This is a genomic window from Brevibacterium sp. S22 (assembly GCF_004745485.1).
In the GTDB taxonomy this organism is placed as follows: Bacteria; Actinomycetota; Actinomycetes; order Actinomycetales; family Brevibacteriaceae; genus Brevibacterium.
Window position 1 is genome coordinate 87,256 of sequence record NZ_RHFG01000007.1, and the last position, 24,494, is coordinate 111,749.

Below are 24,494 nucleotides of genomic sequence, written 5' to 3' on the forward strand. Positions count from 1 at the left end.
GATGGCATTCCCTGCAAAATACCCATCGCTGAATGCGATGGAGATGACCGATGAGGCGAAGCAGACCCTCATCCGAGTACTGCGAGTGGCGTTTCCGCACGCCGATTTCCCCGATGGGCCCTATGTGCGCACCGCGGAGAAGATCCTCGTCGCCGCCGATGAAGAGACGTGGTTCCGGGTGGCGCTCATCCAGGGCCTGCTGTCCCTCGACCAACTCTCCGAAGGCGATTTCTGCGGCCTCGATGACCTTTCCGCGCTCAAGGTGCTGCGCCGGGTCGAGTCCACCGAATTCTTCGGCTTCGTCCGCCGCACCGCCGTGCTCAATCTCTATGACGACGCCGAGGTGTGGGAGACGCTCGGCTACGAAGGACCGTCGTTCGACAAGGGCGGCTACATCAACCGCGGTTTCGACGACCTCGATTGGCTGCCCGAACCGCGGATCGTCTACCCGGAGGACGAGCCGCTGCCCGAACTCGGCGACGGGGCCACGGGAGTCGGCAGCGGCGGCGCCGCAGGTGACGATTCGACCAATCAGCCCGCGCCGCAGAGCGTCGAGATGGGTGAGGTGAAGAAGTGATGGCACAGAACCAGAACGCAGGCCGCAGCGTGACCGGATACAGCGTCGATCCGGACGAGGAGGCCGTCGTCATCGTCGGTTCCGGCGCCGGTGGGGGAACGCTGGCCTACGAGCTCACGGCGAAGGGCATTCCCGTCGTCGTGCTCGAGGCCGGGCCGTATCTGCGCAACGAGGACTACGTCAACAACGAATGGGAAGCCTTCAACCAGATGGCCTGGCTCGATCCGAGGACGACGACGGGATCGTGGCGGATCGCCCGCGACTTCCCGAACCTGCCGGCCTGGATCGTCAAGGCCGTGGGCGGGACGACGACCCACTGGTCGGGCGCGACCCCACGCTTCAAGAATCACGAGTTCAAGGCCCGCAGCGTCTACGGCCGCATCGACGGCGCCAACCTCCTCGACTGGCCGATCACGCTCGAGGAGATGGCCCCGTACTACGACCGGGCCGAGAAGGCGATGGGATCGACCCATGTCCACGGGCGCCCACCGCTGCCGGCGAACAACAACTACAAGGTCTTCGCCGGAGGGGCGAAGGAGGTCGGCTACAAGTTCTACGCCACCGGCCCGTACGCCACGAACGCCGAAGAGTACGACGGCCGGCCCGCCTCCATCCAGGACGGCTTCAACTTCCAGGGCGATAAGAACAGATCCAAATGGTCGACCCTGGTCAGAGAGCTGCCGCGGGCTGCGGACACCGGTCTCCTCGACCTTCGACCCGAGTCCCAGGCAGTGCAGATCACACACGATGCGAACGGTCGCGCCGACGCCGTCCTCTACCTCGACAAGGACGGCAGCCTGCACCGTCAGGCTGCGAAGCTCGTGTGCGTGGCCGGCAACTCGATCGAGACGCCGAGGCTGCTTCTGCTGTCCGGCACACCGTCCTTCCCCGACGGGCTGGCGAACTCCTCGGGCCATGTGGGGCGGAACTATATGCGCCACCTCACGGGCACAGTGTGGGGCCACTTCGACAAGCCCGTGCGGATGTACCGGGGTGAGACGATGGCCGGAGTCATCGCCGACGAGTCGATCCACGATCCCGACCGCGGATTCTCGGGCGGGTATTACATGGAGACGATCTCGCTGGGCCCGGCGTTCATGGCCTCCTTCGTCGAACCCGGCGGTTGGGGACCGGACTTCGCGGCCCTGCTCGACCGGTACCTCAACACCGCAGGAATGTGGATCGTCGGTGAGGACATGCCGCAGGAGACGAACCGGGTGACGCTGAATACGGCGGTCAAGGACCCGAACGGTCTGCCCGTGCCGAACGTCCACTACGACGATCACGCCAACGACCTGGCGATGCGCGAACACGCCTACGCTGCAGGGCAGAGAGTCTACGAGGCGGTCGGTGCACAGACGTCGCACCACACCCCGCCGTATCCGTCGACGCACAACCTCGGCACCGCGCGGATGAGCGAACGTCCCGAGGACGGGGTCGTCGACAAGTGGGGCCGGACGCATGACGTGAAGAACCTCTTCGTCTCCGACGGGTCGGTCTTCACCACCGGAGCCGCGGCGAACCCGACACTGACGATCGTGGCGCTCGCCATCCGCCAGGCCGAGTACATCGCCGAGGCGCTGCGGACCGGGGAGGTCTGAGGGGCGGGGCCTGGAGCCGGTCTTCAGTTTGGTGAAACTGCAGCAGCTTGGTTCAGGGCCGAGCTGCTGCAGTTTCACCGAGCTGGTGTACAGGCTCGTGCAGTGAACTTGGGGCGGACCCGGTGCCTTCAGTCGGATTCGTCCGAGTCAGCAGTCAGCACTGTTCGCGCTTTCTCGAATGACGGCTGAAGCAAGGTATGCCACGCGGGCAGGTCATCGGACAACGTCATCCAGGTGACAGCTCGATTGCTCTCGTCGTATTGGTGGATCAGGAAATTTCGGTTGGCGACGGCCACTTCCCATTCGACGCTTGAAGGCGGGGGAGCTTTCATCGACGAAATTCGTTTGGCCGCTTCCCCGAGCTTCATCATCAGTGAATCACCGGCCTCCTGCAGGAGGCCGTTCTCGAGATAGGCGGATTCTCCCTGTTGCACGATCTGCTCTGCCCTCACGAGCCAAGCTTCGATGTGGAGGAGCTCCTTTGCTGTCCGGCGATCCATCAGAGCAACACGGCTTCGCGGCGGATGTCATCGTCTAGACCGGGTTTCAGCCCACCGTAGTCGATCAGATCGATCCCCCTGCCTAGAACTTCCTCGATGAGCAGCTTGAACTTGACGAACCCGAACGAAGAGAGCCCCTTCGGGACGTCGACGACGAGATCGATATCGGAATCTGGCCGGGCCTCTCCCCGGGCAGCAGACCCGAAGACTGCGAGGCGAGCGAAGCCCTGATCGAATGCGAGCTGCTTGAGAATCGGGATGGCCGCTTCAAGAAGCATTTCGGGGTGAACCTCATCGAGGTCGGGTGCGAACCTCAGCTGTTGACTGACAGCAGGTTGTGAGATGCCGAGATCGGCGGCAATCTGTCGCTGGCTGCTTCCTGTCGCAATCATGGCTCTGAGAGCGAGCACGCGTCGCAGCCGCGCGAGGTCTTCATCGCGCTGCGCGCTGCGATACTCGTCCACATAGTTCATAAGGCTATCTTATCACCCGCGGATTCGTCCCAGACGTTTTCCGAGGTCCGTTTCACCGGCACGATGGCCTCGGTGAACCGACACCAGTTTGGTCCATGCGCCAAGCCGGCTGCGATTCACCGAGCCGGTAATGTCAAAGGCACTCTCGCAGGTCGGATGACGGCAAGTAGGATGCGAGAGACCGACATCGACGCAGCCTCGGCGGGCTGCAGTATCCGCGTGACCGCCGCAGGCTCGAGAGGAGACTGCTCGTGCCACGCACCGTCTACTACACCGCGACCACGCTCGACGGGTTCATCGCCGACCCGAATGATTCGCTCGAATGGCTGCTGCGCCAGGCCGGAGAGCCGCCGGATGACGGGTTCATCGACGGCGTCGGTGCGGTCGTCATGGGCGCGACGACCTACGAGTGGGTGCTGCGCAACCTCGATGGACCGTGGCCCTATGAGGTTCCTGCCTGGGTGATGACCCACCGCAAACTCTCCCTGCCTGAGGTGGGGAAGGACGGGAAGACTCCCGACATCCGATTCGCGAAGGGCTCGGTCTCCGACCACTACTTCGAAATGTGCACCGCCACCGGCGATCGCGACCTGTGGGTGATGGGCGGCGGCGACCTCGCCGGACAGTTCGCCGATGAGGGATTCCTCGACGAGATCATCACCTTCACGGCTCCCGTGGTTCTCGGCAAGGGCCGCTCGTTGCTGCCACGTCGACTCGACCTCGAACTCCTCGAAGTCGGGCACAGCGATCCCTTCGTCATCGCCCGCCACCGCGTGGTCGGTCCCCTCCTCGAAGACAGCCCGACGGAGTGAATCCCTTCGCCGAGGCGGTCCGACGCTGCGAACGCATGGACAGGGCCACCTCGGCGAAGGAATCGATGTTTCGTGCGCAGGGGAGGGCCGCCTCGGCGAGGATCATCCGGATATCGGGCACCCTGGTGGATGGGTGGGATTCCGTGATTCGATGCAGTCATGACTGCTGCGATTGAGAACCATCGGGCCCGCCTGCGCGCGGGGGAGACCTACAACGGACTGTGGATGATGTCGACGAGCGCGGAGCTCGCGAAGGTCGGGTCGGCGGCCGGGTTCGACTATGTCTGCATCGATCTGCAGCACGGGCTGGTGCGGCCCACCGATGTGCTGCGGCTGACGGATGCCGTGCGTGCCAGCGGGGATGCGCTCGTGACCGCGCGGGTCGCGGCGAACCGGTTCACCGAGATCGGGGCGCTCGCCGACGCTGGTGTCGAAGCGATCATCGTCCCGCTCGTGTCGTCGGTCGCCGAGGCGGAAGCTGCAGTGCGTGCCCTCGACTACCCTTCGCGTGGCGGGGACCGGTCATGGGGGCCGACAGCGGAGATCATGCACAATGCCGTGCAGGACACCACCGCCGAACGCCCGCTGCTGTTCGTGATGATCGAGAACGAGGACGGCCTGGCCAACGTTGAGGACATCTGCGCGGTGCCCGGCATCGACGGGGTCTACGTCGGCCCTTCGGACCTCGCATTCGCTGTCGGTGCGCTGCCGGGTCAGCACAACGAGGCCCACTCCGAGGCGCTCGTGCGCATCCGTGCGGCCGCCAATGCTGCGGGCGTCGTCCCGGGGATCCACTGCGGCGACGGCGCAGAAGCCACGCTGCGCAAGGAACAGGGCTTCCGCTTCATCACCTCATGCGGCGACCTCGGCGCCGCGGGCCGAGCCTTCCGAGAGGACCTAACAACCGCCCGCTCCTAAATTGCTACCCGACGGCGGCTCTGCAACCTGGCGCCAGGTTGCAGAGCCGCCGTCACGTAGTTCTGGGGAGTGGGTGGGTCCGCGTTGCGTGCGACGTTGCTATGGTGCGCCAGGATGTTCTTGAGTAAGCCAAGTATCCTGGCGTTTCTCTATTCAACTCACGAGTTTTCCTGCTTGCGCATACTCATTGATGCAATTCCCTCAGGGTATCGAAACATGCGAAAACAATCTTGGACAGGCATCGTTGAGTCGCGAATACTGGAACGCATCACAATTGTTCCACGTCACAAATGCCATGCCACACCTGCTCATGGACCAGAACCCAATGGAGGGATCGCCGATGACAACAGCACCACGCATCGATACCGATGCAGTTCGACCTGTGGAGCCCGGCCCTTTGCCGTCAGCTCCGCCGACTGCATCTCGGCTCAAGCCTGAGTCATTCACAGCGGGAATCAAAGCTGTTGTCGGGCTCGTCGGATTGTTCGCGATCTGGGAATTCGCCGTCTTCATCTTCGACTTCCCGAAGTATCTGCTTGTCGGTCCGATCTCGGCGTTCGAGGAGTTGTTCACGAACCCGGGGTACTTCGCTGTCAACGCTCTCACCACCCTTCAGGAAGGTCTCGCAGGATTTGCCCTAGGCACAGCATTGGGCGTTCTGTGCGGTGCGCTGCTCTATTACGCTTCCTTCCTTCGTCCCTTCCTCTATCCGGCGCTCATCGCCATCGACACGATTCCGAAAGTCGCCCTAGCACCGCTGTTCATCGTCTGGTTCGGCTTCGGCTTCGAATCGAAGGCTTTCGTGGCAATGGCCATCGCATTCTTCCCACTCGTCATCAATACGTTCGACGGACTCAACTCCGTGCCGCACGAGTTGCAAGACCTTGCACGCATCAATCGTGCCTCGAAGCTGAAGAAGATGATGAAAATCGACTTCATCTATGCGCTTCCTTCGATTTTCACGGGGGCGAAGATCTCGATCTCGCTGGCCGTCGGTGGCGCCGTGGTCGGTGAGTTCATCGCGGGGTCTAAGGGCCTCGGATACGTCATTCTTCTCGCGAACTCACAGGTCGACCTCCCCTCGATGTTCGCAGCATTCATCGTGCTTGCGGCGATCGCATTGCTTCTCTTCTTCATCATCGACCTCATCTCGAAGAAGCTGCTGCCGTGGAAGAACTACACGAAGTGAGAGGCGGAACCATGCACATCTTGAAGAAACTGCTTGCTGCGCCGCTCCTGCTGTCTGTCGTCGCTCTGACAGGATGCACGCCAAAGGACGGACTCGATGACTTCAACCTCATGGTCGACGTCGCTTATCTGCCGAAGCACGCACCGTTCTTCGCAGCGGAGGCTGCGGGGTTCTTTGAAGAGGAGGGATTCGATGTCTCGCTGATGCCGGGTTCCGGTTCGACCAACACCGTGACTTCCGTCGAAACCGGGAGAGTCGACGCTGGATGGGCCGATTTCGGCGCGACCATCCTCAGCCAGGGCAAAGGAGCTCACGTTAAGCAGGTGAACCTGCTTCAAGCCCGATCTGCATATGCGACTATCGCACTCGAGAGTTCGGGTATCGAAACCTGGGAGGATATGAAGGGCAAGACAGTGGCCACCGAAGGCGCCGGTGCCATGACGGCGATGTGGCCGCTCGCGCTTGAACGCAGTGGCCTCAAGCAGGATGACGTCAATGTCGTCCACGCCACCGGCGAATCGAAGATTCCAGGCCTGTTGGCCGATCGTTGGGATGCGAACCTAGCGCTCTACGTCTCCGACGAGCCCGCTCTGATGGCACTCGGTGAGAAGGCGAACATCCTCAAATGGTCTGACGTCGGCATCGACCTCTACGGCAACGGCATCGTTGTCTCGGATGATTCCCTGAAGAATGATCCCGAGCGAGTTGAGCGGTTTAACCGCGCTATGCAGAAGGGCTTTCTCTGGGCCTGCGACCACCCGGAACAGACTGCAGAGGACTTCACGAAGGAAGTCCAAGGGTACGAACCGGAGACCGTGACTTATGCGCTCAAGTCGCAATGCGAATTGAACTGGGCCACCGGAAAGTCAGACGATCAGTTCGGTGTGATGACTGACGATGGAGTTGGGCAGATGCTGAGCGTGGCCACTGACTTCCTCGGTCTCGAGAATTCGACCGACCTCACGGTCGACGACATCTATTCGAACGACTACATCGACCCGATTCGCCATGACGAAGACGTTGCGGCACCTACAAAGTGAATGGAGTAAGACCATGACCACTGACTATGCGATCTCAGTCAACAACGTCGGCAAGACCTACACCTCGCGAGACGGGCAGGAGAACGTCGTCCTCAAGGGACTCGACTTTCACGTCAATCCGGGGGAGTTTGTCTCTATCGTCGGCCAGTCCGGCAGCGGGAAGACCACGCTGCTCAACACAATCTCGGGTCTACAGGAAGCCTCTGAAGGTGAGATCCTCATCCGCGGACGCGAGATCAGCGCCGCGCTCAAGGACATCGGGATGGTTTTCCAGAGTCCGGTCCTCCTGCCCTGGCGGAATAATCGCGACAATGTCCTCCTGCCCTTGGAATTTCGTGACGCCGTCACATCGGAATCCAAGGACCACGCCATGGAACTGCTGCACATGGTCGGACTCGGAGAGAAGGCGACCCGGTACTCCTACGAACTCAGTGGTGGGATGCAACAGCGCGTCGCCATCTGCCGCGCGTTGGTTTCACGTCCCGAAATCCTCCTCATGGATGAGCCATTCGGCGCGCTCGATGCGATGACACGCGATTCGATGAACTTCGAGATCCAGCGGATCTGGCGCCGCACGGGCTGCAGTGTCCTCTTCGTCACTCACAGCATCTCCGAAGCCGTTTGGCTGGCAGATCGAGTCGTTGTCGTCGGCGATCGTCCGGGGCGGATCGTCGCCGACGTCAAAGTGGACATCGAACGTCCCCGCGCGAAAGAGCACAAATTCTCAGAGAACTTCGCCAGTTACGTGGCGGAAATCGAATCCCACATCGGCGTCACCGCCGGAATCAGCTGAGCGGTCCGCCTGTTCGGCCCGACGAACGCACGACAGGGACGGCAGGCAGGGATCCTTCGGTGCAAGGCACATTGCACGAGGCGAGCACGTCTCAAGGAAGATATGGAGTTGGAAACGCAATGATCAAACTGACAACCGACAAGACGCGTCTGGCAGACTCGTTCGGACTAGATGCCCAGAAGAGCCTTCTGTTCTCTGCGATTCGCCTTGATTCGAGTCCCCTGGTTGCACCGATCGTCGCCGACACGACTGACGGCGAGGTGCTGCTTGTTCGTCAGCAGGAGCAGGGAAACGCCCTGTCCGCCGGGGTGCCGAAGGAGCGGATGAGATTCTATGCGCCGTGGGTGACGATCGATCCTCGAATTGTTGCCGATACACCGGCCGCAGCATCACTCTCGACATTGGTTGAGGAGCTCGCAGAAGGGGGTCAGGTCGGTCTCGACTCCGGTGTCGTCATGAAGCACTACTCGACGTTGTCGAGGAGCCTCGATGTCGTCGCCGACAAACAGCCCACGACTCCGGTTGTCGCCTATGAGATCGATACCGCCGCGGTTCTTGAACGCTTCTCCCGCTGGCGTGAGCTCGGAGCCGAGACTGCGACGCGGCTCATCGCCGACGTCGAACACCTTGACGGACTGGACAAGGAGATCCAGTCGCGGACCAATACTCGGTACTCGGCTCTGCAGTCGATGGCGAAGGATCGCGGGCTCGATGCCGTCATCATCTCCGCTCCGCCAAACTTCAGCGAGGTCGTCGGAACTCAGCAGAGCGAAGATCAACTGGCGATTTGGTCCACTCAGGAAGAGAAACTCTATGTTCTCGCTCCGGAGACCGCACACGGCGTGTCCGGTGCTCCGATCGGCCGCTTCGCCGGGTTCGGTGCGGCAGCTGTGGCACTGGCTAATGGTAATCAAATCGGCGTTGAGGAGGAATGGATCGCAACCGGACTGGCGCTCGAACTCGAATCCGAAGGCGCCGTCCTCAGCGAGCTGTCGACCGCTCTCGGTCACTGGCGCGACATTCGTGACCACGAAGACCTCGGGTTCCAGATCGTCGCTGCTAGGTGCAGCGTCTTCGCCATCGAAGAGGCTCTGAAATGGGCGGAGGAGTCCTTGGAAGCGGGACTTGAGTTCACCGAGCTAGACATCTACGCGCGCTACGTGGACAAGATCGTCGAATTTCGCACCGACAACGTGATTCCATTCGCGATCGAACCGTACTTCACCAACTTGCATTCCTCGAACAGAATGCTGTTCCCCGGACCTCCCGTCGACTTCCCGATCAACGATGACACGAAGTGCATCCAACTCGACGCCGGTGTGCGGATCACCTTCGACGGGATCACTGTGGCGACTTCCGACATGGCACGCTCGCTTCCGCGCACTGACGGCGCCAAAGAGGCCTATGAGTTCTTCTTCGACGTGGTCCGCGAGGGAATCATCGGCCAGCTGCGCCCCGGCGTCGTGTGCGAGGAGGTTCACGAGGGGACCTTGGACTATCTGGCATCCCACCTCAAACGGATGATCGAGATCGGCATGCTCGGTGAGGACGTGGACTTCAACACGGAATACCGCAAGCGCAACGTCGGGCACCTCATGGGCAAGCAGGAGTCGTTTGCCAACGAGCTGCGCCCCGGCTACAAGCACGTCCTGGACGTCGGATCCTTCGGCGCCGCGGAGATCCCTTGGCGGTACGGTGATGTGGCGATCGGCACCGAGGACCTCTGGTACATCGGGTCTGACCGAACCTACATCCTCTCGAAGCGCTGAGGCGGGCCTCTCCACTTCGCGGCGCACCCGGCAGGACGCTCATCGCTTTGTAAGTTGAATGGGGCGGACATTCCCACAAAGGAGTGTCCGCCCCGTTGCGTAGATTGAAGATGGTAGAAGCGTGCGATGTAGCTGTCTTCAGGTCAGCAGGGATTTGAAAAGCGGTCCGGTCGTTGAATCGACCGGACCGCTCTCCTTTTGTGCTGTCAGCTTCGCAGCTGATCAGCTGGGGCGGTTTTCACCTGGACTCTTGAGCTTGATCACTGCTTCGATCTCTACCGGTGAGTTCGCCGGCAGGCGGGGTACTCCCAGCGCTGTGCGTGCGTGACGACCAGCGTCCCCGAGAGCGTCGACGAGGAGTTTGGAGGCTCCTTCGGCAACGATGGGGTGTTTGCTGAAGGCTGCCGGACTGGCCACATAGACGTTGAGCTTGGCGATGGTCTCGATATTGTCGAGGCCGAGGTTCGACTCCAGCTGGGCGATGAGATTCACCGCGCACAACTGAGCTGCCGCAATTCCATCGTCAACGCTCAGATCTTCGCCGACGACTCCCTGGACAGGTACCTTTCCATTCTGTTTGGCGATCTGCCCCGAGACGAATGCCAACTCGCCGGCGACGGTCACCGTCTTGTAACTATAGCTGGCGGGGTTGGCCTCGGGCAGGTCGAATCCGAGGGCGTCGAGACGGCGACGCACACTGTCTGCGAAGGACTCTGCCGAGGTTGCCGCTGCTGTTGCCTCCGAGCCGCCGTCCTGTGCAGTGGTGTATCGGCCATCGACCACCCGGGCCACAGCCCAGGGATTGGCCTCTTGAAGCACCGGAGGCAGGATCGGCTCGGGGATGTTCTGGTAGGCGACCGGGCGGAGGAAGCGGTCGATCGCAGTTGCGCCCACCGAGGTGGTCTGCGGAGCCGAGGTCGCTGGGAACGGTCCACCGTGGATCATCGCATGGCCGACGTCGACTCCGGTCGGCCAGCCGTTGACGATGATGCGCCCGACGGCGAGTTCGAGCGCGCGCACGAGTGGCTCTGCCGCGCCGGTGTCCCGCTCATCCATCTGCAGCGTCGCCGTCAGCTGCCCTTCGAGCTCTGCGACGACAGGTTCCAGCTCATCAGTCGAGTCGTAGCGCACGACGAGGGCCGCGGACCCGAAAATCTCATTCTGCAGATCCCTGTTCGACGCGAAGTCCCTGATCGACGTCGTGAACACACGAGGTCCGGGCGCATTGAGCGTCTCTCCGTCCGACCCCTGCGCCAGTGTCGAGACTCCCGGCTGAACTGAAAGTTGGTCGACGCCTCGCTGCCAGGCTGTCGCGATCGAAGGAGTGAGCATCGTCTGGCCCTTTGCGGCGGCGAAATCCTCTGCGATGCGAGCTGTGAGTGCGTCTCCGCGGACGCCATTGGGAACGAAGAGGATGCCTGGGGAGGTGCACAGCTGACCGGAGGACCCGGTCACTGCGCCGAAGAAGCCCTGGGCCACCTCGGCGACGTCATCGGCAATCGCTCCGGGCAGGACGAACACGGGATTGATCGAACTCATCTCCGCATAGACAGGGATCGGCGTGGGGCGAGCTGCGGCGGTGGCCGACAGTGCGAGTCCGGCAGTCCTGGATCCGGTGAAACCGACGGCTGTGATCCGGTGGTCCGCTGCCAGCTGCTGGCCGACCTCGGCGCCCGCTCCGTAGACGAGTGAGAAGACGCCGGGGTGGAGCCCGCTGTCACGGACGGCGCGTGTGATGGCGGCACCGACCAGTTCGTTAGTTCCGGGGTGGGCATTGTGGGCCTTGACGATGACGGGGCAGCCTGCGGCCAGAGCTGAAGCGGTGTCTCCGCCTGCCGTCGAGAACGCGAGCGGGAAATTGCTCGCGCCGAAGACAGCGACGGGGCCCAGAGGGACCTTGCGCTGACGGATATCGGGGCGTGGCAATGGTGAGCGATCAGGGAGAGCGGGGTCGATGCGCACGCCGTGGGCATCTCCGAGCCGGACGACGGACGCGAACAGGCGCAGCTGGTTGGCGGTTCTTGTGATCTCGCCGTTCAGGCGGCCGGCGGGAAGACCGGTTTCCCGGCCGGCGCGATCGACGATGCGCTGTGCGTCGGATTCGATGTTGGCGGCGATGCTCTCAAGGAATGATGCGCGGATCTCCGGTGCGGTGGTGCGGTACGAGGCGAAGGCTTCGTGTGCAACAGAGATAGCGGTCGATACCTGCTCCTCGGTGAGGAGGGTGTATTCGGGCTCCAGCGTTTCGCCGGTCGCCGGGTTGACCGCGCGGGTGGTCTGTCCCTGTCCCGCCGTCACTGTACCAGCGACAATCGATGAGCCGGAGATTGCTGTGTCGACGTCCGAGTCGGTCGTCGTGGTGGTGAGCTGCGTCGTCATGAGTGACCTCTGTTCCTGATAGCGATGTCGGCGCCGACCGGCTCAAGCCGATCGGCGCCGATCTGTGGGTGTGTGGCTGTCTCAGTGGTGGTTGCGTGGAGACTCGACAGCTCAGGCGACCGCGGATGCGGCGCGGTCGAGTCGGATGTCGGCAGCGGACATGACCTGCTCGAGATCTTGCAGATCTGCTTCGGTGAGGTTCTGCAGGGGAGGCCGGACCGGTCCGCAGTCGCGGCCGATGACCTTAAGGCCGCCCTTGACGATGGAGACGCCGTAGCCGGCGACTCGCTCGCGGATCTTCGAGTAGGGCAGGACGAAGGAGTTGAGCTTCTCTGTCACGGCGGCGCGATCCTGCCTGCGGACTGCGGCGTAGAAGTCGAGAGCGAATTCGGGTGCGAAGTTGAACATGGCCGACGAGTAGGTGCTCATTCCCAGCTGCAGCAGCGGCAGTGCATAGACTTCGGCGGTCGGGAGCCCACCGAGGTAGAAGAGACGATCGCCGGTGCGGGCATAGACTTTCGTCAGCTGCTCGATGTCGCCGAGGGCATCCTTGAATCCGATGAAGTTCTCGTGGGTGTCGGCGAGGCGCTCAACGGTCTCGGGCGAGTAGACCGCGTTGGCGCGGTTGTAGACGATGACGCCGATCTTCGTTGCCCTGCAGATGGCGGATACGTGCTCGAAGAGTCCGTCTTGGCTGCATTCGGTGAGGTAGGGAGGGAGAACGAGCAGGCCCTCTGCCCCGGCTGCCTCGGCATCGATCGCATTCTGCACGGCCTGCGTAGTGGCGCCCCCTGCCGAAGCGAGGACCGGAACCTCGGGCCGGGAGTTCGAGACCGCCAGGCCCACGACCTGCTTCGCTTCCGGGGGAGTGAGACTGAATCCCTCACCGGTTCCGCCTGCGGCGAAGAGACCTGCGACGTCGAAGCTAGACTGCCACGCGATGTGGTCGGAGTAGGCGCCGGAATCGATTGACAAGTCAGAGTGGAATGCGGTCGCAGGGAAGGAGAGCAGGCCGTCCTTGAGGTGGTCGGCGAGTTCTTGAGGCTGGTAGTTGGCCACGGAATGACGTCCTTGTTAGTCGGGATGGTGATCCCACTGTAAGAACGAGGAATGATTCCTGTCCAAGATTATTTAGATATGCATTGATGCCTTGAAAGTATCGTTTTCACTCTCCGCGAATTAACGCGAGGACCTCTTTGAGCGCCGGATTGCGGGACTCCGGATTCCAGATCGCATGAAGCTCGACGACGTCTTGCGGTGCGTCGCGCAGCGGAACATAGGTGACACCTTCGACACCGAGGCGCGCAGCGGACTCTGAGACGACGGCGATGCCGCGACCTGCTGCGACGAGATTGACGATGGTCAGGATCTGGCTGAGCGAATGCGCAACTTCGTTGGCTTCGACGTCGATATAGCGGACGGTGAGATCGTAGAAATATCGAGCCTTCAGCGCATCGTGCATGAGCAGTCGCTGACCGGCGATCTCCTTCGTCTCCAGCGACTCGCGCGAGGCGAACTCGTGGTCGGAGGGAACTGCCAGAACCAACTGTTCGGACAGGATGAGGGTCGCGTCGATGGTCTCGGGTATTCGACCGACCCGGCCCAGGCCGATGTCGATCCTGCCCTCCGACAGCGCTTTGACCTGTTCGCCTGTGACCATTTCGGCGATCTCGACGCTCACGCCGGGGAGTTGCTCCGCCAAGGTCGAGACCAGGCCGCCGAGGACCCCGAACGTCGATACCGCAGTGCACCCGATGGTGATCTGACCCCACGAACCCTCGGCGATCTTTTGAGCTCGCCTGGGGGCCCGTTCGACCGAGGCGAGCAGACCGTAGGCCTCTGCGAGGAAGGCATCGCCCGCTGGCGTCAGGGTGACGGTGCGATTGTTGCGTTCGAAGAGGTGGACACCGATCGATTTCTCCAGCTTCTGAATCTGCCTGCTCAAAGGAGGCTGGGTCATATTCAGTTCTTCAGCAGCGCGTCCGAAATGAAGGTTTTCGGCCACCGCGATGAAGCCGGTGATCTGTGCCAAAGTGAACTGCATCGCTCGCTCGTTTTCTTCCGGGGCCACTGCCTGTACTGTTCAGCAGTGTATCGGGCGTGCGGCACCTAGATTTCAGCTGTCGGCAACGCCTTCCGTACTACCCGACGGCGGCTCAGCAACCTGGCGCCAGGTTGCTGAGCCGCCGTCACGTAGCAATTAGGGGGTGACGACTGTGCGGAGGCCCCTGCTCGGCTCGGCGAATTCTGTCGGCAGGTCCGCCAAGGGGATCGGGCCGGCGAGGATGTCCTCCCACGGCAGCTGAGCACCGTCGCCTGCCAGGAAGTCCACGGCCTCGGCCAGATGATGCGGCTCGAAATTGTGCACCCCGGTGACCGTCCGCCACCCGCGCACCATCTGTTCCGGATCGATCGACACCTCAGGTCCCGGCGTCACACTGCCGGCGAGAACCACGGTCCCACCGATCCCGAGTGAGCCGAGGCACGAACGCACACCCGCCTCGGCGCCGGAAAGCTCGAGCGCGACGTCGACGTCATCGACAGCTGTCCCCGGCTCGACGGTCTTCGCCGCACCGGCCTGCTCGGCCAGACGACGGCGGTGCGGGTGCGGGTCAGCAGCGATGACCTCGGCGGCACCGCGGGATCGCGCGACCCCGACCGCGGTGAGCCCGAGCATGCCGATGCCGTTGACGAACACCCGCCTACCAGTGAGGTCACCAGCGGCCTGGAGCATCGCCATGACCGTGGCGACCGCACATCCGGCAGTCGCGGCAACGCCATCAGGCAGGGAATCGGACACCGGCACGATCGCGACCCCCGCCGGCAGATGTATGTGACTGGCATAGGTCCCCGACAGCGGCCAGTCGGTCTCCGCCGACTCATGCCCGACCTTGCGCACCGAAGTGCATTTCGCGCTCAGCCCGCGACGGCAGTTCCGGCATTCCCCACAGACCGAGGTGACGGAGAAGGCCACGCGGGTGCCGACGGGAACAACTCCCCTCGTCTCCTCGACGATGCCGACGCCTTCATGACCGAGCACCGAAGGGCACGCCCCCGACCGCCGGCCACTGACCGTGTGCCGGTCCGATCCGCACACCGTGGCCGCGGTCAGACGGATGAGACTCTCACCGAGACCCAAGGCCGGCCGCGAGATCGTGCGGAGCTCGAAGTCCGAACCTCCGTTCCACATCTGAGCCAACGGCTGCGAACGACGGGTCGTCTCGGCTTCGGTCGTCAACGCACTGGCAGCAGCGGTGGCACTCACTTCGCGACCGCCGCGGACTCCTGCTCAGCGAGGGCCGCTGGCAGATCCGCCACGGAGTCAAGCACGAGGTGTGCGCCCTCGGCAGCGAAGTCCTCCCGACTCAGGTGACCGGTGAGGACACCGACGGCTGTCACCTCTGCCCGCAGTGCCGATTCCACATCCGCCGAGGTGTCCCCGACGCTGACGACGGCCGACCGGTCGGTCACGCCCATGCTCTCCATCACGCGGTTGATGAGATCCGGTGCCGGACGCCCGGCAGGCACCTCGTCGCCGGTGACCGAGACGTCGAAGGTCTCACCCGGGGCCCACCCCATGGTGGAGAAGATGAGATCGGCGATCTCGCGAGAGAACCCGGTGGTCAGCCCCACCTTGATCCCTCGCTCGCGCAGAGTCGACAGAGCCTCCGGGATCCCAGGCAGAGGACTTGGAGGGTTCTGTGTGTAGGTCTTCCGCAGTTCGGCACGGAACCACTGCCAAGCCCGCTCGTGGACCTCCTCGGTGACCTCGACCCCGCCGAGGCGGAGCAGATTCTCGATCGCCCAGTGCTTCTCCGTGCCCATCCACTTCTGGAACACCTCATCGGAGTAGTCCGCGCCCTCGCGTTCGGTGGCTTCGCGCAGGACGCGGTAGACCTCGTCACGTTCGTCGATGGTGGTTCCGGCCATGTCGAAGACGGCAAGTTCAGTCATATCGATTCTCTTTCTCTTCCGGTGTTGCCCGCCGGGGAGGCGGATGGCATTGTGCCCGCTTGTGCGGTCAGGGCGGTTCAGCCCGCTGACCAGGGGAGCGGACGTGATCAATCGGTCCAGGCTGCCTGGTCAGCGCACTGCCCGGCGCAGCCACATGGACAGTGCCTCGACGAGTAGGACGACGGCGACCATGAGGATGAGCACCATCGTCAGGACGTCGAACTGGTTGACCCGTGAGGCGTTGAGCAGGAGGAATCCGATGCCTCCGGCGCCGACGACTCCCAGCAGCGTGGCCGAGCGGATGTTCGTGTCGAGCAAGTACATGATGTGGGCGACGAAGGCCGGTGCCGCCTGCCGCAGGGTCGCTGAGAAGAACACCTGCGCCTCGCCGGCCCCGGTGGTCCGCATCGCTTCCTGAACCTGGAGGTCCGTCTCCTCGACGGAGTCGGCGATGAGCTTCGAGAGCAGGCCGATCGCACCGATGGCCAGGGCCAGGGTGCCGGCCACCTCGCCGAGTCCGGAGATGACGACGAAGATGATCGCAAGGATGAGCTCGGGGATGCCGCGGACGACGACGATGAGGACCCGGAACGACTTGTGCACCGCCCGGTTCGCCACGACATTGCGGGCGGCGAGGACGCCGATGGGCACCGCGAGGATCGCCCCGATGAACGTCGCCGCCAGCGAGATCTGGATGGTGACGAGCAGCTGCTCGACGAGGTTGCCAAGCGTCCCGCCGGTCGATGGCGGGAAGAACAGGCTCACGGTCTGCGGCAGGTCGGCCAGTCCGGCGACCAGGGCCGACCATGACACGTCCACCCGCCACAGGGCGGCGATCGTGAGGACGATGAGCACCGCCGCCGAGGCGAAACGACGGAACCGTGCCACGCTCCACGGCGGGGTGAGGATCAGATCCCCGACACCCGGGGTCCGACCCCGGTTGAACATCCGGTCGACCCAGGTGCCGCCGTTGATCTTGGCACCGGTCGAGGCCATGAGTGCGGCCCGGATGGATCCGGAGACGAGTTCGATGACGATGCACAGGATGAGCACGATGACCGCCAGCGCCATCCCGCGCTGGTAGTCCAGCGTGCGCAGGGAATCCGCGATGGCCAGACCGATTCCGCCGACACCGACATAGCCCAGCAGCACCGAGGTGCGCAGGTTGATGTCGAAGCGGTGCAGAGCCGTGGCGATGAGCTGCGGCATGAGCGTCTGCGGGATCGCGGTGAGGATCTGCTGAGAGCGGCTGCCGCCGAGGGCCTCGATCGATTCGCGGGGTCCGTCGTCGAGCTCTTCGATGGCATCGGCGTAGAGCTTTCCGATCATGCCCACCGAATGGATGCCCATGGCGATGATGCCTGCTGTGGCGCCGAGGCCGAACATCCGCAGGAACACGATGGCGAGCACGAGGTCGGGAATCGCGCGGGCAAACACGATGAGCGTGCGCGCAGTCCACTGCGAACCGCGACCCATCCGGGTCGGACGAGCGGCGAAGAGGGCCACCGGAATCGAGAGGACGACGGAGAGCAGCGTCGCCAGGAACACGATCGCCAGGGTCTCGACGACCAGAGAGACGGTCTGACCGAACTCCGGGAAGTCGAGCGGGACGATGCGGGAGAAGAACCCCACGGCGTTATCGAACGACGAGGCGATCGTGGCCAGGTCGATGCCCAGCGACCACACCGACCAGGCACCGGCGGCGAGACAGATGAGCACGATGGCGGCGAGAGTTGAGTTCCCCGAGGGACGGGGACGCTGCGGTGCGACGACGGCGGGAGCTGCACGGTCGGCAACGAGACTCATCGGTACGCTCCCACCCGGGCGGCCGCCTCGGTGCCGGTCTTCGGCATCTGCGCTCGGGCGATATTCGCATCGTCGCTGCTTCCCACCTCGGCGATGTCCGTTCCGGATACGCTCGAGTAGATCTGGGAGGTCTCCTCGGCGCTGAGCCCGGCAGTCGCCCGGTCGAGGACGACCTGGCCGGTGCGCAGACCAATGATGCGGTCGGCGAAATCGATGGCCAGCTCCACCTGGTGGAGGGAGGCGATGACGGTGAGGTCATCCTCGGCGGAGATCTGCCGCAGCAGGTCGATGACATCGTGCGCGGAGACCGGGTCCAGGGAGGCGACAGGTTCATCGGCGAGCAGCACCTTCGGCTGCTGCATGAGTGCGCGGGCGATGGCCACGCGCTGCTGCTGACCACCGGAGAGCGTGTCGGCGCGTTGGTAGGCTCGGTCGGCCAGGCCGACCCGGTCGAGTTTCTCCAGCGCTCCCCGACGGACGGCCTTCGGGTACATCATCAGGGTGATGCGCGGTCCGCGCAGTGATCCGAGGGCTCCGGCGCAGACGTTCTCGAGCACGGACATCGGGCCGACGAGGTTGAAGGACTGGAAGATGACGCCGATGTCGCGTCGTACGGACTTCAGCTCTGATCGACGCAGCTTGTCCATGTCCTGACCGAGGACGCGAACCCGCCCCGAGGCGGGGGTGTGCAGGCCGTTGATGTGACGCAGCAGGGTGGACTTACCTGAGCCGGAGAGCCCGAGGAGGACGCTGATCCTGCCGGTCCGAAAACCGAGATTGACGTCGTCGAGGCCGAGCACTCCGCCGCCGAAGTCCTTCGTGACGTGGTCGAGCTGGACGGCGTAGATGCGGTCGATCTCCCTTTGGAGCTCCGGTGTGGTCGGGCGGGATGCGGAGTGTGAGTCAGTCATGGTCATCCTTCTCAGCCGATGTTCTTACAGGCGTCGGCCTTGGTCGCGTCGCAGATGTCGCGGATCGCATCGAAGTCGGCATCGGAGACTTCCTTGTAGCCGTAAGTGATCTCCTCAGGCAGGACGCAGTCCTCTTCAGAGCTGCAGATGCCGGCGTCGACCATGGCCGGCACGTTGGCCTTGTCCCGCAGGATGGTCGTGATCTTCGTGGCCGTGTCGGCGTCGAGGGAGTCGTTGTTCACCGCGATCGGATCTTCGGTGATCGGGTCGGATTCCCAGACGGGTTCGAGGCTGCCAGTCTCGACCTGGCCGGACTTCTCAAGAGTGGTGAGCATGGCGTCGTGGGCGAAGGCGACATCGCAGTCACCGGAGTTCAGCGACAGCAGCGAAGCGTCGTGACCGCCGGACATCACCGGTTCGAGGTCCTTGTCCATGTCGATGCCCTCGTCCTGGAGTCCTTTCATCGGCACGAGGTAGCCGGAGGTCGAGGCGGCATCGACGAAGCAGACCTTCTTGCCTTTGAGGTCCTTCATGTCCTTGATGTCAGAGCCCTTCTTCACATAGGCCAGCGACGTATAGGCGGGATCATTGGCTTCGTCGTTCGTCGGGGCCGCGGCGGGCTCGATGTTGATGCCCGAATCCTTGGCGATGACGTAAGCGAAGGGGCCGAAGGAGGCGGCGTCGATCTGGCCGGCGCGCATGCCTTCGATGACAGCGGCATAGTCCGAGGCATTCTGGAATTCGACGGTCTTGCCGGTCTCTTCTTCGAGCAGCTTCGTGACGTTCTCGAAGGAGGACTCAAGCGTCGAAGACGATTCGGCAGGGACGGCGGCGAAAGTGATTGTGTCGTCACCGGAGCCCTCGGAGCTGCCACAGGCGGCGAGCAGAGGCAGAGCCAGGAGGCCGGCGGTTAGTGTTCTGACCGCTTTGGAGTGGAAGAGAGAGGTCGTGGTCATGGCGAAGCGGCCTTTCGGTGATCAGGATGAGTGAGGGATCGAGGTGATCGTTCGCATTCATCCTGCCGAGTCCAATGGCAAATATCTATACAAGTATGGGTAGTTCACTGACTAGACATGACAACTTCATGCTTGATTCGATTGCGATCGGGACGCAGCGGGTGTCGCCTCAGATATCGGCTGTTGCGTGAGAGAGGATGAGGTCGGCGATGCCGAACGACAGGGTCATGCCGATCCCCGAGGCGACGACGGCGACGGTCGTGCGCTCGTCGGGGCGTTCGAGGACGAGGTTCGTCGTCGGGCTGTCGGCGTACATGCCCAGCCACCGCTGCAGAACCGTGGGCTGATCGATGCCGAGCATCGAGGTGGCGCGATCGAGCAGCAGTCCGCCGATCCTCTCATCGACGAACGGTTCCGGGCTGAGGTCGTAGGTGTGCGAATCTCCGATGAGCAGGCCCTGTGGGATATCGGTGACCATGAGGTTCGCAATGCACCCGCGCAACTCCGGCTCCCGCTCGTCCAGATCGCGCCGCAGCGCCTCGGCGCCAGGCATCGCCGCAAACCCGTCGTAGCGGGCGAGCGACGTGCCGGTGAGCATCGCAAAGCCCGTCGGGAAGTCCTGCGGGGCTTCGATGAGCGACATCACGAGCGAGCAGATCCGGATCTCATGGGCCTCGGCGATCTCGGGGAAGAGGCTGGTCAGCTGATAGCCGGGGCAGACGACGACCTCGTCGGCGTGGAAGTCGCCGCGTGTCGTCGACACCGTACCGTCGGCCACCTCGGTGACCTGGGTGTTCCAGGTGAACTCCACGCCGTGTTCGGCCAGCCATGCGGCGATTCGTGGGGCCGCCTGTCGGGGGTCGACGCGCATATCCAGCGGCAGATGGGCGCCGCCGACTGTCGCGAGGCCGGGGTTGCCGATCGCCTCGGCGATCTGTGCGGGTTCGAGCAGCTGCACCTGTTCAGGGCCGCGATGCGCGGCGAACTGTTCGAGGACGGTGAGCTCGGCCTCTGTCGTCGCCGGGACGAAGGTCCCGGTCTCGGCGGCCCAGAGTCCCGTGGCGGCTGCGGCGTCGAGCCAGCCTTCGCGTGCCCTTGCGGCGATCGGCTGTGCGGAATCGGACTGGCCGGTGAAGCACGCGTGGCCGAAGTTCTGGATCGATGATCCCACCGGGCGGTCGGAGCGGTCGATGATGTGGACGCTGCGCCCCTGTCGGTGGGCGAGGAATGCGGTGGCGAGGCCGAGGATGCCTGAGCCGGTGATGATGAGATCTGTTGTCGGCATTCCCTCATATTCGTGCGGTTGTCAGTTAAGCTGAGGATATGTATGTACAAGTTTGATGTCTGTTCACTCGGATGTGACATTGCGACCCCAGTGAGCCACACCGAGTTCACTGAGGAGGCATTTTCACGACCAGGGATCGCTGACATCTGTGCCACCGAATGAGCACCGTCGAAGGAGAAGTCAGGTCATGACCACCGGACCGAGGCAGCGTACTCGTCAGCAGCACGACGAGATCGCACGCTATCTGCGCACGGCGATCCGTGAAGGCTCGTTCCAGCCCGGCGACGAGCTGCCTTCTGAGGCCGAACTGACGCGGAAGTTCTCCAGCTCACGCGGACCGGTGCGGCAGGCGATGTCCGCCTTGCGCGGGGAAGGGCTGATCTCCTCCGGGCGGGGGCGTCGCACGGTCGTGCTCGACAACGTCCTCACGCAGTCCTTCGACGACGTCATCTCCTTCTCCCAGTGGTGTCACGCCTCTGACATCGTCCCCGGTCAGATCACGCAGAGGGTGGCGCGGGAGCCCGCCGAGAAGTCGCTCGCGGCGAGCCTGCGGATCTCCGACGGCGATCCGATCGTCTCGGTGTTCCGGCTGCGGCTCATGGACGATGTGCCCGCCATGGTCGAGCGATTGAACTATCCCTTGGAGTTCGGTCGTCACGTGCTGGCCTTTGACACCGACTCCGGGTCGATCTATCAGGAACTCATCGAACAGGGCGTCGATATCAATAGAGCATCGCGGACCATCGATGCGGTCGGTGCGAACGATGACGATGCCAGGCTCCTCGAGGTGCCCGTGGGAACCCCGCTGCTGCGCGTGCGCAGGCGTGCCTTCACCACGACCGGCGACGTCATCGAATCCTCTGACGACCGGTATCTGCCCTGGAAGGCGAGCTTCACAATGAACTCCACCCGCGGAAACCCGAGTTCGATGTCCCTCATCTCCGGCACCTGACCCCAATTTGCTACCCGACGGCGGCTCAGCAACCTGGCGCCAGGTTGCTGAGCCCCCGTCGGGTAGCAAGGGAGGGGCGAGGGTGGGGGTGAGTGTTCGGGAGTAGAGTGACGAACACCGAGGTGAGAGGACCCGAGCATGACCGATCAGCAGACCACTTCAACAGACCACACCGAGCACGTCGACCTCCTCGTCATCGGCTGGGGCAAGGGCGGCAAGACGCTCGCCGGCACCATGGCCCGGGCAGGTGAGAAGGTCGCCGTCGTCGAGGAGTCGGAGATGATGATCGGCGGCTCGTGCATCAACATCGCCTGCATCCCCACGAAGATCCTCGTCCACGACGCTGAGAACAAGCGCGCCGCTGATGACACCGACGAATACTTCGCCAAAGCCGTCAATCGCCGCGACACCCTCACCGGCACGATGCGGAAGAAGAACTACTCGATGCTCGCCGAGCTCGACTCGGTTCTGCTCGTGAGCGGCCGAGCAGAATTCACCGGCGAACGCGAAGTCCGCGTCACCGGCGGTGCCGACACCATGACCATCACCGCCGACACCGTCGTCGTCAACACCGGATCGGTCGCGAATATCCCGCCCATCGACGGTGCCGAACTCGGCGGCCGCATCCACGACTCCGAGTCACTGCAGCACGTCGACCCGTTCCCCGGCCGCCTCGTCATCGTCGGCGGCGGCTACATCGGCCTTGAGTTCGCCTCGATGTTCGCCCACTTCGGGTCAAAAGTCACCGTCCTCGACCGCGGGCCGCGTCCGCTGGCGAATGAGGATGACGACGTCGCCGAGGTAGTCGCACAGGCGCTCGCCGATGATGGAGTCACGATCATCAACAATGCCTCCGTGACCGCAGTCGGCGACGGGTCCGAATCGGCGACCGTCAGCTTCGAGGTCGGAGGAGAGCAGAAGACCATCGACGCCGACGCGGTCCTCCTCGCCGTCGGACGCAAGCCCGCCACCGCCGACCTCAACCTCGAGAAAGCCGGCATCGACACCGATGAGCGCGGCTTCATCACCGTCGACGACCACCTGCGCACCTCGGCCGACAGCGTCTTCGCATTCGGCGACGTCAAAGGCGGACCGATGTTCACCTACATCTCCCTCGACGATAACCGGATCCTTGCCGACCAACTCCTCGGCGAGGGCAAACGGTCGACGAAGGACCGCAGTTCCGTGCCGTACACGATGTTCCTCACCCCGCCCGTCGCCCGCGTCGGTCTGACCGAGAAGGCCGCCCGCGAAGAAGGGTACGAGATCAAGGTCGGCGCGAAGCTCATGGCGGATATCGCCGCCGCACCGCGGGCGAAGATCGAAGGCGACCCGCGCGGGATCGTCAAGTTCGTCGTCGACGCGAAGACCGACCACATCCTCGGCGCGGCACTCGTGCACGTGCACTCGCAGGAGGTCATCAACACCGTGGCCCTAGCGATGCGCCACGACATCACCGCCACCGAACTGCGTGACACGATTTACACCCACCCCTCCGCCACCGAGGCGCTCAACGAGGTGCTCGGCGCCCTGAAGTAAGGGAGGGCATCGGTGCTTAGGCCCCCATCGCTGTACGCAGCACCTCCAGGTCGTGGGCGTCGAGTGCAACGATGCCGCGACGCAGCTGATATCCCCAGTTCGGCTGCGCCGTCAGGTTGAGGTCATCCTTGACCCCGGAGAGAGGAACATCGCGAGTCGACGCGTAGTCAGCTTGCCGTCGATACGGTTTGAAGTCACCCTCATCGGCCTGCCAGATCTCTCCCTCGCTGACGATCGCGAAGGCGACGAAAGCACGCAGGGGCGCCTTGTCTCCTCGTGATTCCGTGGGCGCGTAATAGATGACGACGTCTCCCGGCTCCATCCGGGCCAGCGGTGCCCGCTTTCCATGATTGATCTGGACGATGCCTAAGTCACGGCCGCGCCGGACATGATCCGCCGCAACTACTGCCAACCATGCGCTCATCCGATCATCTCCTTCCATCCACACACTCACCATCCACACACTCAGTATGTCGCTCGGCACTGACTCAGAGAGCGTCACTGACGGGCTCACCGACGACTTTGCCCGTAACCGGCCGACCAGGCCTGCAACCACACGACTCTGCCCCTCGCCGACCGCGGCGGAAGCGCCAACTGATGACCACCTCGGCGACGGGAACTATCGTAGGAATATGGCGCATCCGCAGATGTTCGACGATGACGATCCGGTGCTCGAGCGGGTCCGGACAATAGCGCTCATCCTGCCCGAGGCGCAGGAGAAGATCTCCCATGGTCGGTCGGCCTTCTTCACCACGAAGGTCTTCGCCTACTACGGAGGGGCAGCCAAGCACGTGACCGGTGAGATCGAACAGCACCCGCACGCCGTCCTCGTCCTCCTCGATCCCATGGACGCCGAGGTGGTCCTTGAGCAGCCGGATTCCTTCGTTCCCATGTACCTCGGTCCCTCAGGCTGGATCGGCCTCGAGGTCGAAGAGCTGAGTGACGAAGAGCTGCGGGAACTGCTCGTCGATTCATATCGGAACACCGCCTCGGCGATCTTGGCCCGGCGCCTGCCCGAGGGGGAGTGAGGCACCACGATG

23 protein-coding genes are annotated in these 24,494 nt (G+C 63.4%); 11 read left to right on the forward strand and 12 right to left on the reverse strand.

What is annotated here, in order from left to right:
- The first annotated feature begins 1 nt into the window (after position 1).
- Positions 2 to 577, forward strand: coding sequence for a hypothetical protein (locus EB835_RS08560; protein WP_135809046.1), 576 nt, complete (start codon positions 2 to 4; stop codon positions 575 to 577).
- On the forward strand, positions 577 to 2,178 hold the full coding sequence (locus tag EB835_RS08565; RefSeq protein WP_135809047.1) for a GMC family oxidoreductase: 1,602 nt from the start codon (positions 577 to 579) through the stop codon (positions 2,176 to 2,178). Before EB835_RS08560 ends, EB835_RS08565 begins: the two co-directional genes overlap by 1 nt.
- A 128-nt stretch (positions 2,179 to 2,306) precedes the next feature.
- Here EB835_RS08565 and EB835_RS08570 read toward each other — a convergent pair whose 3' ends face one another.
- Both EB835_RS08570 and EB835_RS08575 read right to left on the reverse strand, forming a co-directional pair.
- Positions 2,307 to 2,630: a HepT-like ribonuclease domain-containing protein gene (locus EB835_RS08570; RefSeq protein ID WP_168216674.1), complete on the reverse strand. Its 324-nt coding sequence runs from the start codon at positions 2,628 to 2,630 to the stop codon at positions 2,307 to 2,309.
- A gap of 47 nt (positions 2,631 to 2,677) precedes the next feature.
- A complete protein-coding gene (locus EB835_RS08575) occupies positions 2,678 to 3,151 on the reverse strand; it encodes a nucleotidyltransferase domain-containing protein (RefSeq protein WP_135809049.1) in 474 nt (157 codons plus the stop codon).
- Between the two features lie 251 nt (positions 3,152 to 3,402).
- On the opposite strand from EB835_RS08575, the gene EB835_RS08580 reads away from it, so the two are divergent.
- From EB835_RS08580 to EB835_RS08605, 6 genes are all read left to right on the forward strand, one after another.
- Positions 3,403 to 3,963, forward strand: coding sequence for a dihydrofolate reductase family protein (locus EB835_RS08580; RefSeq protein WP_135809050.1), 561 nt, complete (start codon positions 3,403 to 3,405; stop codon positions 3,961 to 3,963).
- A 159-nt stretch (positions 3,964 to 4,122) separates the two neighbouring features.
- The gene (locus EB835_RS08585; RefSeq protein ID WP_168216675.1) at positions 4,123 to 4,881 is read left to right on the forward strand and encodes an HpcH/HpaI aldolase family protein; all 759 of its coding nucleotides are present in this window, start codon (positions 4,123 to 4,125) and stop codon (positions 4,879 to 4,881) included.
- A 340-nt stretch (positions 4,882 to 5,221) separates the two neighbouring features.
- The gene (locus EB835_RS08590; RefSeq protein ID WP_135809051.1) at positions 5,222 to 6,070 is read left to right on the forward strand and encodes an ABC transporter permease; all 849 of its coding nucleotides are present in this window, start codon (positions 5,222 to 5,224) and stop codon (positions 6,068 to 6,070) included.
- A gap of 11 nt (positions 6,071 to 6,081) precedes the next feature.
- A complete protein-coding gene (locus EB835_RS08595) occupies positions 6,082 to 7,110 on the forward strand; it encodes an ABC transporter substrate-binding protein (RefSeq protein ID WP_135809052.1) in 1,029 nt (342 codons plus the stop codon).
- Positions 7,111 to 7,123: 13 nt separating this feature from the next.
- A complete protein-coding gene (locus EB835_RS08600) occupies positions 7,124 to 7,903 on the forward strand; it encodes an ABC transporter ATP-binding protein (RefSeq protein WP_135809053.1) in 780 nt (259 codons plus the stop codon).
- Between the two features lie 119 nt (positions 7,904 to 8,022).
- Positions 8,023 to 9,672 (forward strand): M24 family metallopeptidase, encoded by a 1,650-nt coding sequence (locus EB835_RS08605; RefSeq protein WP_135809054.1) that lies wholly within the window; start codon positions 8,023 to 8,025, stop codon positions 9,670 to 9,672.
- Positions 9,673 to 9,894: 222 nt separating this feature from the next.
- On the opposite strand, the gene EB835_RS08610 is transcribed toward EB835_RS08605, so the two are convergent.
- The 9 genes from EB835_RS08610 to EB835_RS08650 all read right to left on the reverse strand — a co-directional run bounded on the left by EB835_RS08610 (position 9,895) and on the right by EB835_RS08650 (position 20,963).
- Positions 9,895 to 12,051 carry an aldehyde dehydrogenase family protein gene (locus EB835_RS08610; protein WP_135809055.1) on the reverse strand — a complete coding sequence of 719 codons (2,157 nt, stop codon included), beginning with the start codon at positions 12,049 to 12,051 and terminating at the stop codon, positions 9,895 to 9,897.
- A 111-nt stretch (positions 12,052 to 12,162) separates the two neighbouring features.
- Positions 12,163 to 13,110 (reverse strand): 5-dehydro-4-deoxyglucarate dehydratase, encoded by a 948-nt coding sequence (gene kdgD, locus EB835_RS08615; RefSeq protein WP_135809056.1) that lies wholly within the window; start codon positions 13,108 to 13,110, stop codon positions 12,163 to 12,165.
- Positions 13,111 to 13,216: 106 nt separating this feature from the next.
- Entirely contained in the window at positions 13,217 to 14,122 is a 906-nt protein-coding gene (locus EB835_RS08620) for a LysR family transcriptional regulator (RefSeq protein WP_240688642.1), read from the reverse strand.
- Positions 14,123 to 14,251: 129 nt separating this feature from the next.
- Entirely contained in the window at positions 14,252 to 15,316 is a 1,065-nt protein-coding gene (locus EB835_RS08625; RefSeq protein WP_240688643.1) for an alcohol dehydrogenase catalytic domain-containing protein, read from the reverse strand.
- On the reverse strand, positions 15,313 to 16,005 hold the full coding sequence (locus tag EB835_RS08630) for a phosphonatase-like hydrolase (RefSeq protein WP_135809057.1): 693 nt from the start codon (positions 16,003 to 16,005) through the stop codon (positions 15,313 to 15,315). Before EB835_RS08630 ends, EB835_RS08625 begins: the two co-directional genes overlap by 4 nt.
- A gap of 129 nt (positions 16,006 to 16,134) precedes the next feature.
- Positions 16,135 to 17,811, reverse strand: coding sequence for a phosphonate ABC transporter, permease protein PhnE (gene phnE, locus EB835_RS08635; RefSeq protein ID WP_135809058.1), 1,677 nt, complete (start codon positions 17,809 to 17,811; stop codon positions 16,135 to 16,137).
- Positions 17,808 to 18,722, reverse strand: coding sequence for a phosphonate ABC transporter ATP-binding protein (phnC, locus tag EB835_RS08640; RefSeq protein ID WP_135809059.1), 915 nt, complete (start codon positions 18,720 to 18,722; stop codon positions 17,808 to 17,810). Before phnC ends, phnE begins: the two co-directional genes overlap by 4 nt.
- 11 nt (positions 18,723 to 18,733) lie before the next feature.
- On the reverse strand, positions 18,734 to 19,678 hold the full coding sequence (locus EB835_RS08645; RefSeq protein WP_135809060.1) for a phosphate/phosphite/phosphonate ABC transporter substrate-binding protein: 945 nt from the start codon (positions 19,676 to 19,678) through the stop codon (positions 18,734 to 18,736).
- A 169-nt stretch (positions 19,679 to 19,847) separates the two neighbouring features.
- Positions 19,848 to 20,963, reverse strand: coding sequence for a TIGR03364 family FAD-dependent oxidoreductase (locus EB835_RS08650; protein WP_135809061.1), 1,116 nt, complete (start codon positions 20,961 to 20,963; stop codon positions 19,848 to 19,850).
- A gap of 187 nt (positions 20,964 to 21,150) precedes the next feature.
- Between EB835_RS08650 and EB835_RS08655 the strand changes: the two genes are divergently transcribed.
- Both EB835_RS08655 and EB835_RS08660 read left to right on the forward strand, forming a co-directional pair.
- The gene (locus EB835_RS08655) at positions 21,151 to 21,915 is read left to right on the forward strand and encodes a GntR family transcriptional regulator (RefSeq protein WP_135809062.1); all 765 of its coding nucleotides are present in this window, start codon (positions 21,151 to 21,153) and stop codon (positions 21,913 to 21,915) included.
- A gap of 138 nt (positions 21,916 to 22,053) precedes the next feature.
- The gene (locus EB835_RS08660; RefSeq protein ID WP_135809063.1) at positions 22,054 to 23,454 is read left to right on the forward strand and encodes an FAD-dependent oxidoreductase; all 1,401 of its coding nucleotides are present in this window, start codon (positions 22,054 to 22,056) and stop codon (positions 23,452 to 23,454) included.
- 16 nt (positions 23,455 to 23,470) lie between these two features.
- On the opposite strand, the gene EB835_RS08665 is transcribed toward EB835_RS08660, so the two are convergent.
- On the reverse strand, positions 23,471 to 23,878 hold the full coding sequence (locus EB835_RS08665) for an EVE domain-containing protein (protein ID WP_135809064.1): 408 nt from the start codon (positions 23,876 to 23,878) through the stop codon (positions 23,471 to 23,473).
- A gap of 208 nt (positions 23,879 to 24,086) precedes the next feature.
- On the opposite strand from EB835_RS08665, the gene EB835_RS08670 reads away from it, so the two are divergent.
- Positions 24,087 to 24,482 carry an MmcQ/YjbR family DNA-binding protein gene (locus tag EB835_RS08670; RefSeq protein ID WP_168216676.1) on the forward strand — a complete coding sequence of 132 codons (396 nt, stop codon included), beginning with the start codon at positions 24,087 to 24,089 and terminating at the stop codon, positions 24,480 to 24,482.
- Positions 24,483 to 24,494 lie beyond the last annotated feature (12 nt).

Excerpts from the sequence above, each read along its gene's own strand:
- EB835_RS08630 (WP_135809057.1), bottom strand. The coding sequence starts at position 16,005 with ATGACTGAACTTGCCGTCTTCGACATGGCCGGAACCACCATCGACGAA.
- EB835_RS08575 (WP_135809049.1), bottom strand. The coding sequence starts at position 3,151 with ATGAACTATGTGGACGAGTATCGCAGCGCGCAGCGCGATGAAGACCTC.
- EB835_RS08665 (WP_135809064.1), bottom strand. The coding sequence starts at position 23,878 with ATGAGCGCATGGTTGGCAGTAGTTGCGGCGGATCATGTCCGGCGCGGC.
- EB835_RS08660 (WP_135809063.1), top strand. The coding sequence starts at position 22,054 with ATGACCGATCAGCAGACCACTTCAACAGACCACACCGAGCACGTCGAC.
- EB835_RS08600 (WP_135809053.1), top strand. The coding sequence starts at position 7,124 with ATGACCACTGACTATGCGATCTCAGTCAACAACGTCGGCAAGACCTAC.
- EB835_RS08670 (WP_168216676.1), top strand. The coding sequence starts at position 24,087 with ATGGCGCATCCGCAGATGTTCGACGATGACGATCCGGTGCTCGAGCGG.
- EB835_RS08560 (WP_135809046.1), top strand. The coding sequence starts at position 2 with ATGGCATTCCCTGCAAAATACCCATCGCTGAATGCGATGGAGATGACC.
- EB835_RS08605 (WP_135809054.1), top strand. The coding sequence starts at position 8,023 with ATGATCAAACTGACAACCGACAAGACGCGTCTGGCAGACTCGTTCGGA.
- EB835_RS08565 (WP_135809047.1), top strand. The coding sequence starts at position 577 with ATGGCACAGAACCAGAACGCAGGCCGCAGCGTGACCGGATACAGCGTC.
- phnE (WP_135809058.1), bottom strand. The coding sequence starts at position 17,811 with ATGAGTCTCGTTGCCGACCGTGCAGCTCCCGCCGTCGTCGCACCGCAG.
- EB835_RS08585 (WP_168216675.1), top strand. The coding sequence starts at position 4,123 with ATGACTGCTGCGATTGAGAACCATCGGGCCCGCCTGCGCGCGGGGGAG.
- EB835_RS08595 (WP_135809052.1), top strand. The coding sequence starts at position 6,082 with ATGCACATCTTGAAGAAACTGCTTGCTGCGCCGCTCCTGCTGTCTGTC.
- EB835_RS08650 (WP_135809061.1), bottom strand. The coding sequence starts at position 20,963 with ATGCCGACAACAGATCTCATCATCACCGGCTCAGGCATCCTCGGCCTC.
- EB835_RS08645 (WP_135809060.1), bottom strand. The coding sequence starts at position 19,678 with ATGACCACGACCTCTCTCTTCCACTCCAAAGCGGTCAGAACACTAACC.
- phnC (WP_135809059.1), bottom strand. The coding sequence starts at position 18,722 with ATGACTGACTCACACTCCGCATCCCGCCCGACCACACCGGAGCTCCAA.
- EB835_RS08655 (WP_135809062.1), top strand. The coding sequence starts at position 21,151 with ATGACCACCGGACCGAGGCAGCGTACTCGTCAGCAGCACGACGAGATC.
- EB835_RS08610 (WP_135809055.1), bottom strand. The coding sequence starts at position 12,051 with ATGACGACGCAGCTCACCACCACGACGACCGACTCGGACGTCGACACA.
- EB835_RS08590 (WP_135809051.1), top strand. The coding sequence starts at position 5,222 with ATGACAACAGCACCACGCATCGATACCGATGCAGTTCGACCTGTGGAG.